The 12,908-nt window shown below is 67.0% G+C and carries 13 protein-coding genes, 1 tRNA gene and 1 pseudogene; 7 read left to right on the forward strand and 8 right to left on the reverse strand.

The annotated features are described in order from the left end of the window. Positions 1-220 precede the first annotated feature (220 nt). Positions 221-829, forward strand: coding sequence for a TetR/AcrR family transcriptional regulator (locus tag ABIC78_RS18215; RefSeq protein ID WP_054132728.1), 609 nt, complete (start codon positions 221-223; stop codon positions 827-829). Between the two features lie 113 nt (positions 830-942). Here the strand turns inward: ABIC78_RS18215 and dld are convergent, their stop codons facing one another. Beyond that, positions 943-2,637, reverse strand: coding sequence for a D-lactate dehydrogenase (dld, locus tag ABIC78_RS18220; protein WP_022674717.1), 1,695 nt, complete (start codon positions 2,635-2,637; stop codon positions 943-945). 364 nt (positions 2,638-3,001) lie between these two features. Here dld and ABIC78_RS18225 point away from each other — a divergent pair. After that, positions 3,002-3,130: pseudogene (locus ABIC78_RS18225) on the forward strand (glycosyl hydrolase); the annotation flags it as partial. Next, complete coding sequence (locus ABIC78_RS18230; protein WP_171796490.1) at positions 3,127-4,332, forward strand: MFS transporter; 1,206 nt, start codon at positions 3,127-3,129, stop codon at positions 4,330-4,332. The pseudogene ABIC78_RS18225 and the gene ABIC78_RS18230, both read left to right, overlap by 4 nt. 168 nt (positions 4,333-4,500) lie before the next feature. Here ABIC78_RS18230 and ABIC78_RS18235 read toward each other — a convergent pair. Further along, positions 4,501-4,593, reverse strand: a tRNA-Ser gene (locus tag ABIC78_RS18235). A gap of 322 nt (positions 4,594-4,915) precedes the next feature. Here ABIC78_RS18235 and ABIC78_RS18240 point away from each other — a divergent pair. The 3 genes from ABIC78_RS18240 (at position 4,916) to ABIC78_RS18250 (ending at position 8,107) form a co-directional block, all read left to right on the forward strand. Then, positions 4,916-5,725 (forward strand): DUF1134 domain-containing protein, encoded by an 810-nt coding sequence (locus ABIC78_RS18240; protein ID WP_354491191.1) that lies wholly within the window; start codon positions 4,916-4,918, stop codon positions 5,723-5,725. Positions 5,726-5,864: 139 nt separating this feature from the next. Further along, a complete protein-coding gene (locus ABIC78_RS18245; protein ID WP_107717047.1) occupies positions 5,865-7,040 on the forward strand; it encodes an amino acid aminotransferase in 1,176 nt (391 codons plus the stop codon). 8 nt (positions 7,041-7,048) lie between these two features. After that, positions 7,049-8,107, forward strand: coding sequence for an NAD(P)H-dependent flavin oxidoreductase (locus ABIC78_RS18250; RefSeq protein ID WP_354491193.1), 1,059 nt, complete (start codon positions 7,049-7,051; stop codon positions 8,105-8,107). On the opposite strand, the gene ABIC78_RS18255 is transcribed toward ABIC78_RS18250, so the two are convergent. The 6 genes from ABIC78_RS18255 to ABIC78_RS18280 all read right to left on the reverse strand — a co-directional run bounded on the left by ABIC78_RS18255 (position 8,098) and on the right by ABIC78_RS18280 (position 12,164). Continuing rightward, complete coding sequence (locus ABIC78_RS18255; protein WP_168352736.1) at positions 8,098-8,721, reverse strand: riboflavin synthase; 624 nt, start codon at positions 8,719-8,721, stop codon at positions 8,098-8,100. The genes ABIC78_RS18250 and ABIC78_RS18255 overlap by 10 nt on opposite strands. A gap of 22 nt (positions 8,722-8,743) precedes the next feature. Beyond that, positions 8,744-9,721 (reverse strand): bifunctional diaminohydroxyphosphoribosylaminopyrimidine deaminase/5-amino-6-(5-phosphoribosylamino)uracil reductase RibD, encoded by a 978-nt coding sequence (gene ribD, locus ABIC78_RS18260; protein WP_354491196.1) that lies wholly within the window; start codon positions 9,719-9,721, stop codon positions 8,744-8,746. Continuing rightward, a complete protein-coding gene (locus tag ABIC78_RS18265) occupies positions 9,705-10,193 on the reverse strand; it encodes a hypothetical protein (protein ID WP_354491197.1) in 489 nt (162 codons plus the stop codon). The genes ribD and ABIC78_RS18265 overlap by 17 nt, the downstream gene beginning before the upstream one ends. Positions 10,194-10,256: 63 nt before the next feature. Then, positions 10,257-11,054, reverse strand: coding sequence for a M48 family metallopeptidase (locus ABIC78_RS18270; protein WP_354491199.1), 798 nt, complete (start codon positions 11,052-11,054; stop codon positions 10,257-10,259). Then, positions 10,997-11,509 carry a YcgN family cysteine cluster protein gene (locus tag ABIC78_RS18275; RefSeq protein WP_354491201.1) on the reverse strand — a complete coding sequence of 171 codons (513 nt, stop codon included), beginning with the start codon at positions 11,507-11,509 and terminating at the stop codon, positions 10,997-10,999. Before ABIC78_RS18275 ends, ABIC78_RS18270 begins: the two co-directional genes overlap by 58 nt. A 4-nt stretch (positions 11,510-11,513) precedes the next feature. Next, positions 11,514-12,164: an SCO family protein gene (locus ABIC78_RS18280; RefSeq protein ID WP_168352741.1), complete on the reverse strand. Its 651-nt coding sequence runs from the start codon at positions 12,162-12,164 to the stop codon at positions 11,514-11,516. Positions 12,165-12,230: 66 nt separating this feature from the next. On the opposite strand from ABIC78_RS18280, the gene ABIC78_RS18285 reads away from it, so the two are divergent. Further along, positions 12,231-12,863, forward strand: coding sequence for an ankyrin repeat domain-containing protein (locus tag ABIC78_RS18285; RefSeq protein ID WP_022677229.1), 633 nt, complete (start codon positions 12,231-12,233; stop codon positions 12,861-12,863). The last annotated feature ends 45 nt before the right edge of the window (positions 12,864-12,908 follow it).

Raw genomic sequence — 12,908 nt, forward strand, 5'->3', positions numbered from 1 at the left:
TCGGCGGATACCCTGTGTTTTTAATCAGCGATCAAATTATCGCAAGCGGTGATTGCGAGTACTCACACCGTTGCCCAGCCACAGTGCGCTGTTCACGTTTTGACATCGTCTGGCGCGCGGTACAAAAGGCAAGGCGCTGGATGCCAATGCCGCTGATGCAGGCGGAGCGGGGCGGCTATTGCCCGCCCCAGGCAACCGGCACATCACCGGGCGGGAACGAATGAGCGACAAGAAGCAGTATCACCGGGACAAATTGCGCAACAGCCTGCTTGATGCCGGTCGTGCCTACCTGAAGCAGCACGGGCACAACGGGCTTTCCATCCGCACCCTGGCCCAGGAGGTCGGGGTGTCGCCCGGCGCGCCCTATTATCATTTTCCCGACCGGCGTTCGCTGCTGCTGGCGCTTGCCACCGAGGGGTTCAACGAAATGCTGGCAGGCACCGAGCAGGTTCTTGCCGGCAAGGCCAGCCCGGCCGACAAGCTCCGGCGCATGGGTTTGCTGTTCATCCGCTTCGCCGAAGAGAACCCGCATCTGCTCGATCTCATGTACGAAAGCGAGCTGACCACGCCAACGCTTGATCCCACGCTGCTGGAATTCCAGCGCGCGGGCCATAATGCCCTGCGCGAACAGGTTGTCGGCGCGCTCGACGGCGTGGACAAAACCCATGCCGACGTGCGTGTCGTGGCCTATTGGTCAGCGATCTATGGCTTTGCCACGATGCGCAAGAAGGGGGTGTTGCGCCCCAGCGATGATGGTGCCTTGCCCAGCGTGGATATTGCCGAAACGATCGTCGATATCACCTTGCGCGCCGTGCTCGCTCCCGACTGACCGCGCGCCGGAGATGGCGGGGCAGAGATGCTGTTCCGCAACGTGATGATCCGCCAACTGGATGCCGCAGACTTTGCCGACATCCGCAAGGGATAAGTCGTCCTGGCGCCGCGCTATTGCCAGTCGCGCTGCCGGCTCGTTTGGCCAATGCCGGGATTGAGGCGGTTGCCGGGATCGAGCGCCCGGTAATGCGCCGCCAGCGCCGGCTTGGCCGGATAGAGGTGGCCAACGTTGTGCTCTGCCGGATACTCGGCACCGCGCGCGTCGAGCAGGTCCCACATGCGGTGCTCCAGCGCGAGCGGGTCGACGCCTTTCTTCAGGATATAGTCCTGGTGGAACACGTGGCAGAAGAAATGGCCGTAATAGAGCCGGGCCTCGATCGCGTCGGCGATGGCCGGGGGCAGGACTTCCAGCCAGTCCTCGTCATTGCGGCGCAGGGCGATGTCGAGGGCAACGATGTCACCAACCCGATCCGCGTGCATGGCGCGGTAGCGGATTGCCGCGCCGGCCACGGCAAAACGGTGGAGGAAGGCCTTCTGCGCTTCGTGCGGGGTGCACTCGAACATGTCGCCCGTGGCACTGGGAAACATCTGCGCCAGTAGGGTGCGTGCCTCGTCCACGCCATCGCGTGGCATCTTGAGGATTAGGTGGTGGGTAAAGTGATCGCGCCACGCCCGCATGCGCGGCGGAAGATGCTGCGGCAGCAGCCGGCTTGCCGCCTGCATGACCCGGTCGGAGAGGTTGGCCGGCAGGATGCGCCAGCGCCGTGCCACAGCGTCGATCCGGTTCTTCAACGCAAAGAGGCGGGGCAGGCGATCGGTACCGAACCGCTCGATCGCGACAAACACGTCCTTGCCATAGACCGCAGCGATATCGAAGGCGTCGCGGTGGATATATTCGCCCGAGATCGGCAGTTCGCGAAATTGCGCCAGGATCGTGCGGCGCAAGCGGGTGAGTTCGGCGGTATCGTTGGTGCCGATGTAGAACGTTGCCGTCTGTTCCTCGCGCGGGAAGGTGTCGAGCCGAACGGCAAAGACCATGACCTTGCCCGCGCTGCCTGACGCCTCGAACAGGCGCTCTGGGTCGGCGTTATAGCGAGCGGGCGAGGGGGCGGCGATGTCGCGCACCCGCGCGGCATAGTCCTGGCACGAGGCAGCGCAGGGCGCCGCGCCGGCCTCACCGGTGACGGGCAGGTGCCCTTGGCCGATACGGCCGAGAATGTCCTCGGGCGTGGTGCCGAGGTCCAGGCCGAGATGGTTGACCAGTTCGACCGTGCCATCGGCCATGACCCGGGCAAACAGCGCCATTTCGGTATAGGCGGGGCCACGCCGGATCAGGGCGCCGCCCGAATTGTTGCAGATGCCGCCGATTACCGAGGCACCGATGCACGACGATCCGATGACCGAATGCGGTTCACGGCCGAGCGGCGCCAGTTCACGCTCGAGATCATAGAGCGTGGCGCCGGCCAGGCAGACCACCTGCGTTCCGCCGGCCAGGGAGTGGACGCCCTTGAGGCGCAAGGTGTTGATGATCACCACCGGACGGTCATAGTGCCCGTCCGGGGTGGAGCCGCCGGTGAGGCCGGTATTGGCAGCCTGGGCAATCACGATCACATCGGCGGCGACGCAGGCGCAAAACGCGTGATACTGTTCCAGCGGCGTGCCTGGGCGCACCACGGCAAGAACATCCCCGGTTCCATAGCGATAGCCGGTGGCAAAGGCGCGGGTCGCATCGCTGCCAGTAAGGACGTGGCGCGCGCCGACAATGGCGCGCAAGCGATCGAGCAGCGGGGTAGTGGTAGAGAGCATCAAGCAAGCTCTTACTGCTGGTACGGCCAAGGTGCACGGGGGAAAACACCCCCATCGACCCACAGTGTCTGCCCGATGACGAATGCCGCAGCCGGGCTGGCGAAGAACAGCACCGGTCCGGCGACGGCTGACGACACGACCGATCCGGCTTGCTTTCCATTTGATCGCTGATTAAAAATGGCGTGGTGCCACGGTCGGCGCCGTTGACGACGCTGCGCTGCCATCACCGATGCCAGGGGCCGATGTCAGGGAGAGAACAATTGCCTAGACGTTTCGTGGGCCTTTCCCGCGCCGCCGGCCCGATGCTTGCCCATGGCGCGGGCAGGTCCATCCGGCGCCCGACGCGCTTGCCGACCCGCCGGTTACGGCGCAGCCGCGGGTGTGGTGGCCCTGGATGAACGGCAACATCACCAAGGACGGCATCGCCAAGGACCTCGCCTGGATGAAAGCCGTCGGCATCGGTGGCGCACTGCTGAAAGGACGAGCAACATGAGTACCGCAACCGATATTGGCGCACCACGCCAGGCGGGCCTGCCCCAAGGCATCGTCGTGGTGATCGCCAGCTTTCTGCCCATCCTGGCGATCGTCGCCCTGGCGCCGGCAGTGCCGCGCATGATGGCGCATTTCGCCGGTGTCCCCGGGGCGAGCCTGTGGGTGCCGCTGGCGGTCACCGCGCCGGGCCTGATGGTCGCGCTGCTGTCGCCGGCGATGGGCTGGCTGGTCGATCGCCATGGCCGCAGCCGGCTGCTCGTCGTCGCCACCGCAGTCTATGGCCTGGTCGGTATCGCGCCGGTGTTCATCGACGGCCTGCCCGCGCTGTTCGCCTCGCGCCTTTTGCTCGGCGTGTGCGAAGCGGCGATCCTGACGGTGACCAATACGCTGGTGGGTGACTATTTTGACGAAGGCCGGCGCCGTTTCTGGTTGACCGTGCAGTCCGCCGCGCAGCCGTTTTTCGGCGTCTCGCTCTTGGTGCTGTCGGGCATGCTGTCAGGGGTGGGTTGGAACATTCCGTTTCTGGTCTATGCCTGCGCCATCCCGATCGCAGTGGCGATGGCATTCCTGCTGTTCGAGCCGGCAAAGCGCAGCCAGACGCTGTTGGCCGGGGCCGTGGCCGGCTTTCCCACCCGCCATGTCCTGATCACCAGTGGCGTGACCCTGCTCGCTTCGAGCATCTACTACGTCTATATCGTCCAGGTTGGCCTGCTGTTTCCCGGTGTCGGCGTCACGTCGCCCGATACGATCGGCATGCTGATCGGCCTCGCGAACATCGGCGTCTTCTTTGGTGGGCTGTTGTTCAAGCCCGCATCGAGCCGGCTTGGCACCGGCTGGCAGATTGGCATCTTCTTTGCGCTCATGGGCGCTGGCCTGCTCGGCATTGGCGCCAGCGCTTCGGCCGCCCAGCTGACCGCGTTCTGCACCGTCCAGCAACTGGGCGCCGGCCTCTGCATTCCCACGCTGCTGTTGTGGACCATGCGCGGGTTGAGCGATGAGAACCGCGGCCGCGGCATGGGCTTCTGGAGCTGCGCGTTCTTCGTGGGCCAATTCGTCAGCCCGGCGCTGGTCTCGCTGGTTACCGTGTTCAGCCACGGCCTGCCCCTGACGTTCGTGGCCATCGGCGGAGGCAGCATCGCCCTGGCAATCATTGTCGGCATGGCCCTGAGCGCCAGCGCACGCCCGGCACCGGCCCGCGCCTGAACCGCAAAGCGCCGCCGCCATTCCCGCCTTTCAGCAAAAAACGCCCGGGTGACCATCGTCATCCGGGCGTTTTTAAGCCGTGTGCGGTCAGAACATCAGGCCGGCTCGCACCGGTGGGTGCGTTGCGGCTGGGATGCGCGTTTGATGGGGATCGCCATATGCATGATGTGGCGGAGACGGAGGGATTCGAACCCTCGGTACCGGATTTACCAGTACGACGGTTTAGCAAACCGTTGGTTTCAGCCACTCACCCACGTCTCCGGATCGCAGCGGCGAGGGCGGCCTATAACGGGGGTTGTGGGGCGGGGCAAGCGCTGTCTTGTGATTTTTCCCCAGGCTGGCGCAGGGGCTGTGGACAGCTTTGTGTGGCGGTGTGATGCCGCCCTTTCGGCTGGCTGGCGCGGTGCGTGGCCGGTTGGGCGCAATTTCGACTCGGCTCATCGCCCGTTCATTGTGGTGGGGCAAACCTGTGGCGGATGGAAACAATCGGATTGCCGTGGCGCCACCTTGGCGCCATGTCGAACCACCATTGAGCCGGGTCACTGCCGCAATCGGCGCTCGCAGTTAGGGGACGGGAAACAAGATGAAGCGTGCCATCCAATATCGCCTGGCCCTGGGGCTGGCGGGTCTTTCCCTGCTTGCCGCCCCGCTGGCCCAGGCGCAGGTCCAGACGATCGATCCCAATTCGGCGATCGACAGCGATCTGGCGCCACAGCCCGGCACCACGCCGGCCGCACCGCGCGCCACGCCGGTGCAACCCAACCCGGCCCCAGTCCCCGCCACGCCAGCGCCCTACACCCCGCCGCCAGCGACACCGCCGGCAAGTGGCGCGCCCTATGCCAGCCCCGCGCCGATGGGCGCCGCCCCGCCGCCGGCCGGCACTGCCGGTGCACAACCGGGCGCGGCCGGGCAATCTTGGCATGAAGACGATCTGATCGGCGCGGCCGAGGGCGTGTTCGGCAAGGGCGCCAAGGGCCTGGCCATGATGATCCGCGACATCCTGAAAAAGCAGGGTGAGCCGGTGGGCTATATCACCGGGCGCGAAGCCGGCGGCGCCCTGGTGGTCGGGCTGCGTTATGGCTCGGGCACGCTGCACCACAAGGTGGAGGGCGACATGCCGGTCTATTGGACCGGGCCTTCGGTGGGATTCGATGCCGGGGCCAATGCCGGCAATACCTTTGTGCTGGTCTATAATCTTTATGACACGGCCGACATGTACCATCGCTTTGGCGCGGGCGAGGGGCAGGCCTATCTGATCGGCGGCTTCAATGTCAGCTATCTCCGCCGCGGTGATGTGGTGCTGATCCCGGTGCGCATGGGCGCGGGCCTGCGCCTGGGCATCAACGCGGGCTATATGAAGTTCAGCCGCAAGCAGACGTGGATGCCGTTCTAAGGGGGATGCCATTCTAAGCGCGTTGCCGTTCTGATTGCCTGGCGCCTTGGCGCAGCGGGGTGCAAACCCTCTTGCGCCGGGGCGCCGGCGGCGGCATGGGGGCGGCGTTCCTTTCAGACAGCCGTGAAAGAAAATCCCCATGCTCGAAAACCTGGCTCCGCAACCGGCCGATGCCTTGCTGGCGCTGATCAAGCTGCACAATGCCGATCCGCGCGATACCAAGATCGACCTTGGCGTGGGCGTCTATCGCACCGCCGATGGCGCAACCCCGGTGTTCAAGGCGATCAAGGCCGCCGAAGCCAAGCTGCTCAACGAGCAGGACTCCAAGGCCTATCTTGGCCCTGAAGGTGACATGGGCTTTGTCAACGCGCTGGTCCCCTATGTGTTTGGCGCCGATTTCGATGCCGCCAAGGTAGATGGCATGCAGGCGCCGGGCGGCACCGGCGCGGTGCGGCTGGCGATCGAAGTGGCCAAGCGCGCGGGCGTGAAGCGCGTGTGGATGGGCACCCCTTCGTGGCCCAACCACGCCCAGATCGTGGCGGCCGCCGGGCTCGAACTCAAGACCTTCAAGCACACCGCCGCCGATGGCACGGCCGATCTCGCCGCGCTCAAGGCCGCGCTGGAAGAGGCCGAGGCGAGCGACCTGGTGCTGCTGCACGGCTGCTGCCACAACCCCACCGGCGTGGATTACACCCCGGCGCAGTGGGACGAAATCGCTCCGCTGCTGGCGGCCAAGGGCGTGCTGCCGCTGATCGACCTGGCCTATCAGGGCCTGGGCGAGGGCATGGAAGCCGATGCCTATGGCCTGCGCAAGGTGCTTGCCGCCGTGCCCGAGGCGCTGGTCGCCTATTCGTGCGACAAGAACTTTGGCCTCTATCGCGATCGCGTTGGCGCCTTCTATGCCGTGACGGCAGACAAGGACGCCCTTGCCAAGGCCATGTCGAACGGTGCCACCATTGCCCGCGCTTCGTGGTCGATGCCGCCCGATCATGGTGCGGCTGCCGTGCGCCTGGTCCTGTCGGATGCCGAACTGACCAAGCTGTGGCTGGCAGAGCTGGACGAAATGCGCGACCGCATGCGCTGGGTGCGTGACCAGCTGGCCGCCGCCGGCCAGGTTGGCCCCATCGCCATGAACGTGCTGGGCACGCAGAACGGCCTGTTCTCGATGCTGCCGCTGTCGCCCGAGCAGATCTTGACGATCCGCGAGCGCCATGGTGTCTATATGGCCGGCACTGGCCGTATCAACATCGCCGGCCTTACGACGGGCAACATCGCCCAGTTCATCGAAGCCCTGCGCGACGTCGCCACGGCCTGATGCAACCGATGGCGGGCCGGGATGCTGCAACACACCTGTGGCAGCGTCTCGGCCTGCGCATTCCCCTGATCCAGGCGCCGATGGCGGGTGTATCCACGCCGGCCCTGGCGGCGGCGGTGTCAGATGCCGGCGGCCTGGGCTCGATCGCGGTGGGCGCCACCGATGCGCCCGGCGCACGCGCCATGATCGCCGCCCTGCGGGCTGCCACTGGCGCTGCATTCAACGTCAATGTTTTCGTCCATGCCACGCCGCGCGTCGACACCGTGCGCGAGGCAGCCTGGTGCGCGGCGCTGGCGCTGCAATTCGCCGCGTTCGGGGCGCAGCCGCCCAAAGAACTGGCCACCATCTATCGCAGCTTTGCCGACGATGCGGCCATGCAGGCGCTGTTGGTGGAACTGGCGCCGCCGATGGTCAGTTTTCATTTCGGGCTACCTGCTGGCGATGTGCTTGCGGCCCTGCGTGGCGCAGGGTGCGTGATGGCGGCCACGGCGACCAACGTGGCCGAGGCCCGCGCGGTCGCCGATGCGGGCCTTGACCTGATCGTTGCGCAGGGTTGGGAGGCCGGCGGCCATCGCGGCATGTTCGATCCTGCGGCGCCCGATGCCAGGCTGCCGACGCGCGACCTGGTGCGTGCCGTGCGCCGCGAAACCGTGCTGCCGGTGGTGGCAGCGGGCGGCATCATGACCGGGCAGGGCATGCGCGCGGCGATTGCCGATGGCGCGATGGCCGCGCAACTGGGCACGGCCTTTGTCGCCTGCCCGGAAAGCGCGGCGCGGCCGGGCTATCGCGCGGCGCTGCTGGCCGCGCGCGACACGGTGATGACCAGCGCCATTTCCGGTCGCCCGGCGCGGTGCCTGGCCAATCGCTTTACCGCGCTGGGCAACCTGCCACCGGTGCCCGACTATCCCCGTGCCTATGCCGCCGGCAAGGCGCTGGATGCCGCCGCCCAGTCGCACGGCGAAGACGGCTTTGGCGCGCAATGGGCCGGCAGCGGCGTGGCCCAGGCGCGGGCCATGCCCGCCGCAGACCTGGTGGCGCAACTGGTGCGTGAGATGGCTCAGGCCTGACGCGACAGGCTTTGCATGCGCTGCAGATAGCGGGCAAGGACATCGATCTCGAGGTTGACCTGGCGCCCGGGCGCAAACTGGCCCAGCGTGGTGATCTGCGCGGTGTGGGGAATGATGTTGAGCGCGAAATGGCAGGTGCCGTCGCTCTGATCGGCCACCTCGTTCACCGTCAGGGACACGCCATCGACAGTGATCGAGCCCTTGGGCGCGATATAGTGCGCAAGGGCAGGCGGGGCGGTAATGATCACGCGCAGGCTACCGCCTTCGGGGGTAATGCTGGCGATCTCGCCCAAGGCATCGACATGGCCGGTCACGATGTGCCCGCCCAGTTCATCGCCCAGCCGCAGCGCCGGCTCCAGGTTGACCGGTGCGCCGGCCTGCCATTGCGCCGGGGCAGTGCGGCTGATGGTTTCGCCCGAAACGTCGACGGCAAACCAGGCCTCACCGGCAACGCCGCCCTTTTCCACCACGGTGAGGCACACACCCGAACAGGCGATCGAGGCGCCGATAGCGATGCGCGCCGGGTCCATCGCACAGGAGATCGTCACGCGCTTGTCGCCCTTGTCGGCAATGGCAATCACGTTGCCCACTTCGGTGACGATCCCGGTAAACATGGCGCTTGGCTTTCCTTATGCGTTAGCGGCGGCGGTGGTAGACGGTGAGGGTGTCGCTGCCAAGCCGGCATGCGGGGCCCATGTCCCATCGGCCATGCGCGGCGGAGAGGGTTTCCAGCCCGAGATCGCCCACAGCGGCAAGGCCGGGACCAACCAGGATCGGCGCGCGATAGAGCAGCAGGCGATCGACCATGTCGGCTTTGAGGAACGCGGCGGCAGCGCCTGCGCCCCCTTCGACGAACAACCACTGCGCATCACCAAAGGCGCCGGGCGCGGTAATATCGGCCGCGGCGCGCCAACCCTGCGGCGCGGAGCCACGGGTCAAGACCCAGCGCTGCGGGCTGCGGGCTTCCAGCCCTGGCAGCCGCACATCGAGCCGAGGAACATCGGCGCGCAGCGTGCCGCCGCCCACCAGGATGGCGTCGGCCCGCGCGCGCTCGGCATGGCAATGGGCGCGCGCCTCTGGCCCGGTAATCCACTGGCTTTGTCCGTTGGCCAGCGCGATCGCGCCATCGAGCGTCAGCGCGAGCTTGAGCGTGACGTGCGGGCGGCCCGCCGTGGTGCGCAGCAGGAAGCCGGCCAGCGCCGTCGCACAGGGCGCGGATGGCATGAGATCGGTGGCAATGCCCGCTGCGCGCAGCCGCGCGATGCCGGCGCCGGCAGTGCGCGGATCGGGATCGGTTTGCCCCACCACCACCCGCGCCGGGCGGGCGGCCACCAGCAGATCGGCGCAGGCCGGACCGCGCGCAGAGGCATGGGCGCAAGGTTCAAGGCTGACATAGACGGTGGCGCCGCGTGCATCGCCACTGAGCGAGGCCAGCGCCATCGCTTCGGCATGGGGACGGCCGCCAGCCTGGGTCCAACCGCGCGCGATCACGCGGCCGGCGCGCACGATGACGCAGCCCACGGCGGGGTTGGGCGCGCTCAGCGGGCGGCCACGGGCAGAGAGCGCGGCGGCCGTTGCCAGCCAGCGCGCATCATCCTCAGGGCTTGGCGGCATCAGGCGCGGGCGTGGGTAGGGTCGGCACCGGCTTGCCCGTGATCTGGCGATAGAGCGCGGCGTTCTTTTCGGCCTCGGCCTTCTTTTCGGCGGCACGCTCCTTGGTGCCGTCGTCATACATCTTTTGCGTGTCGATGCCGGTGGCGGCGCCGACCGCCTTGTACATCTTGCGGATGTCTTCCTGGCGCTGCTCTTCGGCGGCTTCCTCGGCATCGGCCTGCTTCTGCGCGGCGATGTTGCCCTTGATGATATCGGCATCGCTGCGATCGGCGCGCCAGGATTCGAAATAGATGATCGTCGGTGGGCGCGGCAGGCCACGGCCTTCCTGCTGGGTCATCAGGTAGAAGATGCCCCCTGTCACCAGCCCGGCCATAATCAGCGCGCGCGTGCGGTATTCGCTGGGCGCGCCAAGCACTTGCCAGAAATCCCGCACTGCGCGCAGCGGGGAGACATTGCGGAAAAAGCCTTTCATCGCGCTTCAGATAGGGATCAGAACGACGGATGGCAAATGAGTCGCCGGTTTTGCCGGTGCGCGTTATCCGAACAGGCGATAAAGCCCGCGCCCTTCGGCCTTGAGCCAGCGATTGGCGGCCGTGACGCTGCCTTCGAACAGCTGGGCGAGCAGGGCATGGAACGCCGGGCTGTGGTCGAAATGGACAAGGTGGGCGACCTCGTGCGCCACGACCGAGCGGCGCACGGCATCAGGCGCCATGATCAGGCGCCAGTTGATGCGGATCGTGCCATCGGACGCGCAACTGCCCCAGCGCCGCTTGGCGCTCGACAGCCCGAGTGGCGGCACGGCCACGCCGGCGCGCGCGCAATAGTGCGCCAGGTCTGCGGTGCACAGCCGCAGCGCTTCTGCCGCCAGCCAGCGCTGCACCCGCGCGGGCAGTTGCTCCACCGGGCCGCCGACCAGCAAGGCGCCATCGTCCACCACCGGGCGGCGTGGATTGCGCGTGTCCCACGACACCGTGAGCACGTCGCCGCGAAAGGGCAGGGCGCAACCCGGTGCCAGATCCAGCGGCGGCGGCAGGCGATCGAGTTGCGCGGCCAACCAATCGGCCCGCTCGCGCACAAAGGCCAGGGCATCGGCGGTGCGTGCCCAGGTGGGCATCGAGACGCGTGCGGCGCTGCCATCGGGCGCCAGCCGCAAGGTCATCCGCCGGGCCTGGCGCAGGCGGCGCACTTCCACGGCCAGGGCGCGGCCGGCCACGTTGACCACCGGCGCAGGTGCCTGGGCCGCTTCCGGTTCGGCAGCGCGGCGCAGCCAGTCGATCACGGCAGGCGAAAGCCGATCGGCGCGCGCGGGCTGCCGGGCGCGTCGCCATCCCATTCGACATCGCTGACGATATGGTTTTCCAGCGGGCCGGCCACCACTTCGCTGATCGCCTTGCCCACCACCGAAACCCCGGCGCGGTGCACGGCCTGGCGATCGCCGCTTTCCAGGTAGTGCCAGGCGGGCAGCGGCTCGCCGGCGGCGCGCAGGCGATAGGCACAGGTTGTCGGCAGCCAGGCCACTTGCGCCACCAGGCGCGGGGTCAGCCGCAGGCAATCGGGCACCATGGCGCGGCGGTGACGATAGTCGCTACAGCGCGCGGTCTTGGTGTCGAGCAGGCGGCAGGCGACGTTGGTGTGATAGACTTCGCCGGTGTCTTCGTCTTCCAGCTTGTGCAGGCAGCACTTGCCGCAACCATCGCACAGCGCTTCCCATTCATCGCGCGACAGGGTTTCGATCGGGCGGTCCCAGAAGCGATCCTGCGGCGCGCCGGTATTGGTGGGCGTGGCCATGGCCTCAGCGCACCCAGCGCGTCAGTTCGGCGGCCACGGCCTCGCCGTTCTGTTCCACCGGCAGCAGGGCAATCGGCTTGCCATCGGGCCCCATCAGATAGGCCGCGCGGCTGTGGTCCATCAGATAGGCCTGGGGCGCGGCGCCCTTGGGTGCGGCGCGCTTCTGGTAATAGACGGCAAATTCCTTGGCCACGGTGGCGATCTGGTCGGAGCTGCCCGTAAGTCCGACCAGTTCCTTGCCGAAATTGCCGGTGAACTGCGCCAGCACCTGCGGCGTATCGCGGGCCGGATCGATCGAGACGAAAATAGGCACGAGGCGGGCGGCCTTGTCCGGGTGCGCTTTGGCAAAGGCGTGATAGCCCTGCATCAGGTTGGCGGCGTCGAGCGGGCAGACATCGGGGCAATAGGTATAGCCGAAATAGAACACGGTATATTTGCCGGCGAAATCGGCGGCATGCACGGTCTTGCCGGCTTCGTTCACCAAAGTGAAATCGCCCCCCAGCTGTGCCCCGGCCAGCGGCGCATCCGATGCCGGCGCGGCATTGTTGCAGGCCGCCAGCGGCAGGGTGAGGGCGGTGGCCAGCGCCAGTGCCGACAGGCACTTGCGGGCAATAATCGGCAAGAACGAGGGGTGATCCATGGCGTGGCGGTTCATGCTCTGCTAACAGCGCGCTTGCAAGGGCCACGTGCACCGTGGCCACGCCAGAGGAGGAATGCAGCCGTGTCGATCAAGAGGGCCAATTCGCGCCGCATCGCTCTTGCCCTGTGCGCCCTGGCGCCTGCTGCGGTGCTGCTGCCGGCCGGCCCGGCGCTGGCCCAGTTCTCGGAAAGCTACAAGTTCCTTGATGCCGTGCGCAAGAAGGACGGCGACAAGGTGAACGAGGCGCTGCAAAATCCTGCCAGCCAGATCGTTAACACCAAGGACGTATCGACCGGCGAAACCGCGCTGCATATCGTGACGCAGAGGCGCGACCTCTTGTGGATGCAGTTCCTGGTGGGCAAGGGTGCCAACGTCAACGCGCGCGACAACAAGGGCGTCACCCCGCTGGTGGTGGCTGCCAACCTCAATTTCCTGGAAGGCGTGGACTTCCTCATTTCGGTGGGCGCGCGGGTGGATGATCCCAACAACACCGGCGAAACGCCGCTGATCACGGCGGTTCACGGCCACAACCTCGCCATGGTGCGCGCGCTGCTCAAGGCCGGCGCCAACCCCGATCGGCCCGACAATTCCGGCCGTTCGGCCCGCGACTATGCCACGCTTGACCATGCCGAGGCGATTTCGGACGAGCTTGAGGCCGCCGCCAAGAAGCGCCAGACCGGCAAGGCGGCGCAAACCTATGGCCCCACGTTCTGATCACTGATGCGTTGATGTTCCAACCCGGAGACTTGCCATGATCGC

Source organism: Novosphingobium sp. 1529, assembly GCF_040544855.1.
Taxonomy (GTDB): domain Bacteria; phylum Pseudomonadota; class Alphaproteobacteria; order Sphingomonadales; family Sphingomonadaceae; genus Novosphingobium; species Novosphingobium capsulatum.

Coding starts and splice junctions, on each gene's coding strand:
- ABIC78_RS18275 (WP_354491201.1), bottom strand. CDS start 11,509: ATGGCCACGCCCACCAATACCGGCGCGCCGCAGGATCGCTTCTGGGAC.
- ABIC78_RS18215 (WP_054132728.1), top strand. CDS start 221: ATGAGCGACAAGAAGCAGTATCACCGGGACAAATTGCGCAACAGCCTG.
- ABIC78_RS18250 (WP_354491193.1), top strand. CDS start 7,049: ATGGCGGGCCGGGATGCTGCAACACACCTGTGGCAGCGTCTCGGCCTG.
- ABIC78_RS18265 (WP_354491197.1), bottom strand. CDS start 10,193: ATGAAAGGCTTTTTCCGCAATGTCTCCCCGCTGCGCGCAGTGCGGGAT.
- ABIC78_RS18245 (WP_107717047.1), top strand. CDS start 5,865: ATGCTCGAAAACCTGGCTCCGCAACCGGCCGATGCCTTGCTGGCGCTG.
- ribD (WP_354491196.1), bottom strand. CDS start 9,721: ATGCCGCCAAGCCCTGAGGATGATGCGCGCTGGCTGGCAACGGCCGCC.
- dld (WP_022674717.1), bottom strand. CDS start 2,637: ATGCTCTCTACCACTACCCCGCTGCTCGATCGCTTGCGCGCCATTGTC.
- ABIC78_RS18270 (WP_354491199.1), bottom strand. CDS start 11,054: ATGGGATGGCGACGCGCCCGGCAGCCCGCGCGCGCCGATCGGCTTTCG.
- ABIC78_RS18255 (WP_168352736.1), bottom strand. CDS start 8,721: ATGTTTACCGGGATCGTCACCGAAGTGGGCAACGTGATTGCCATTGCC.
- ABIC78_RS18230 (WP_171796490.1), top strand. CDS start 3,127: ATGAGTACCGCAACCGATATTGGCGCACCACGCCAGGCGGGCCTGCCC.
- ABIC78_RS18240 (WP_354491191.1), top strand. CDS start 4,916: ATGAAGCGTGCCATCCAATATCGCCTGGCCCTGGGGCTGGCGGGTCTT.
- ABIC78_RS18280 (WP_168352741.1), bottom strand. CDS start 12,164: ATGAACCGCCACGCCATGGATCACCCCTCGTTCTTGCCGATTATTGCC.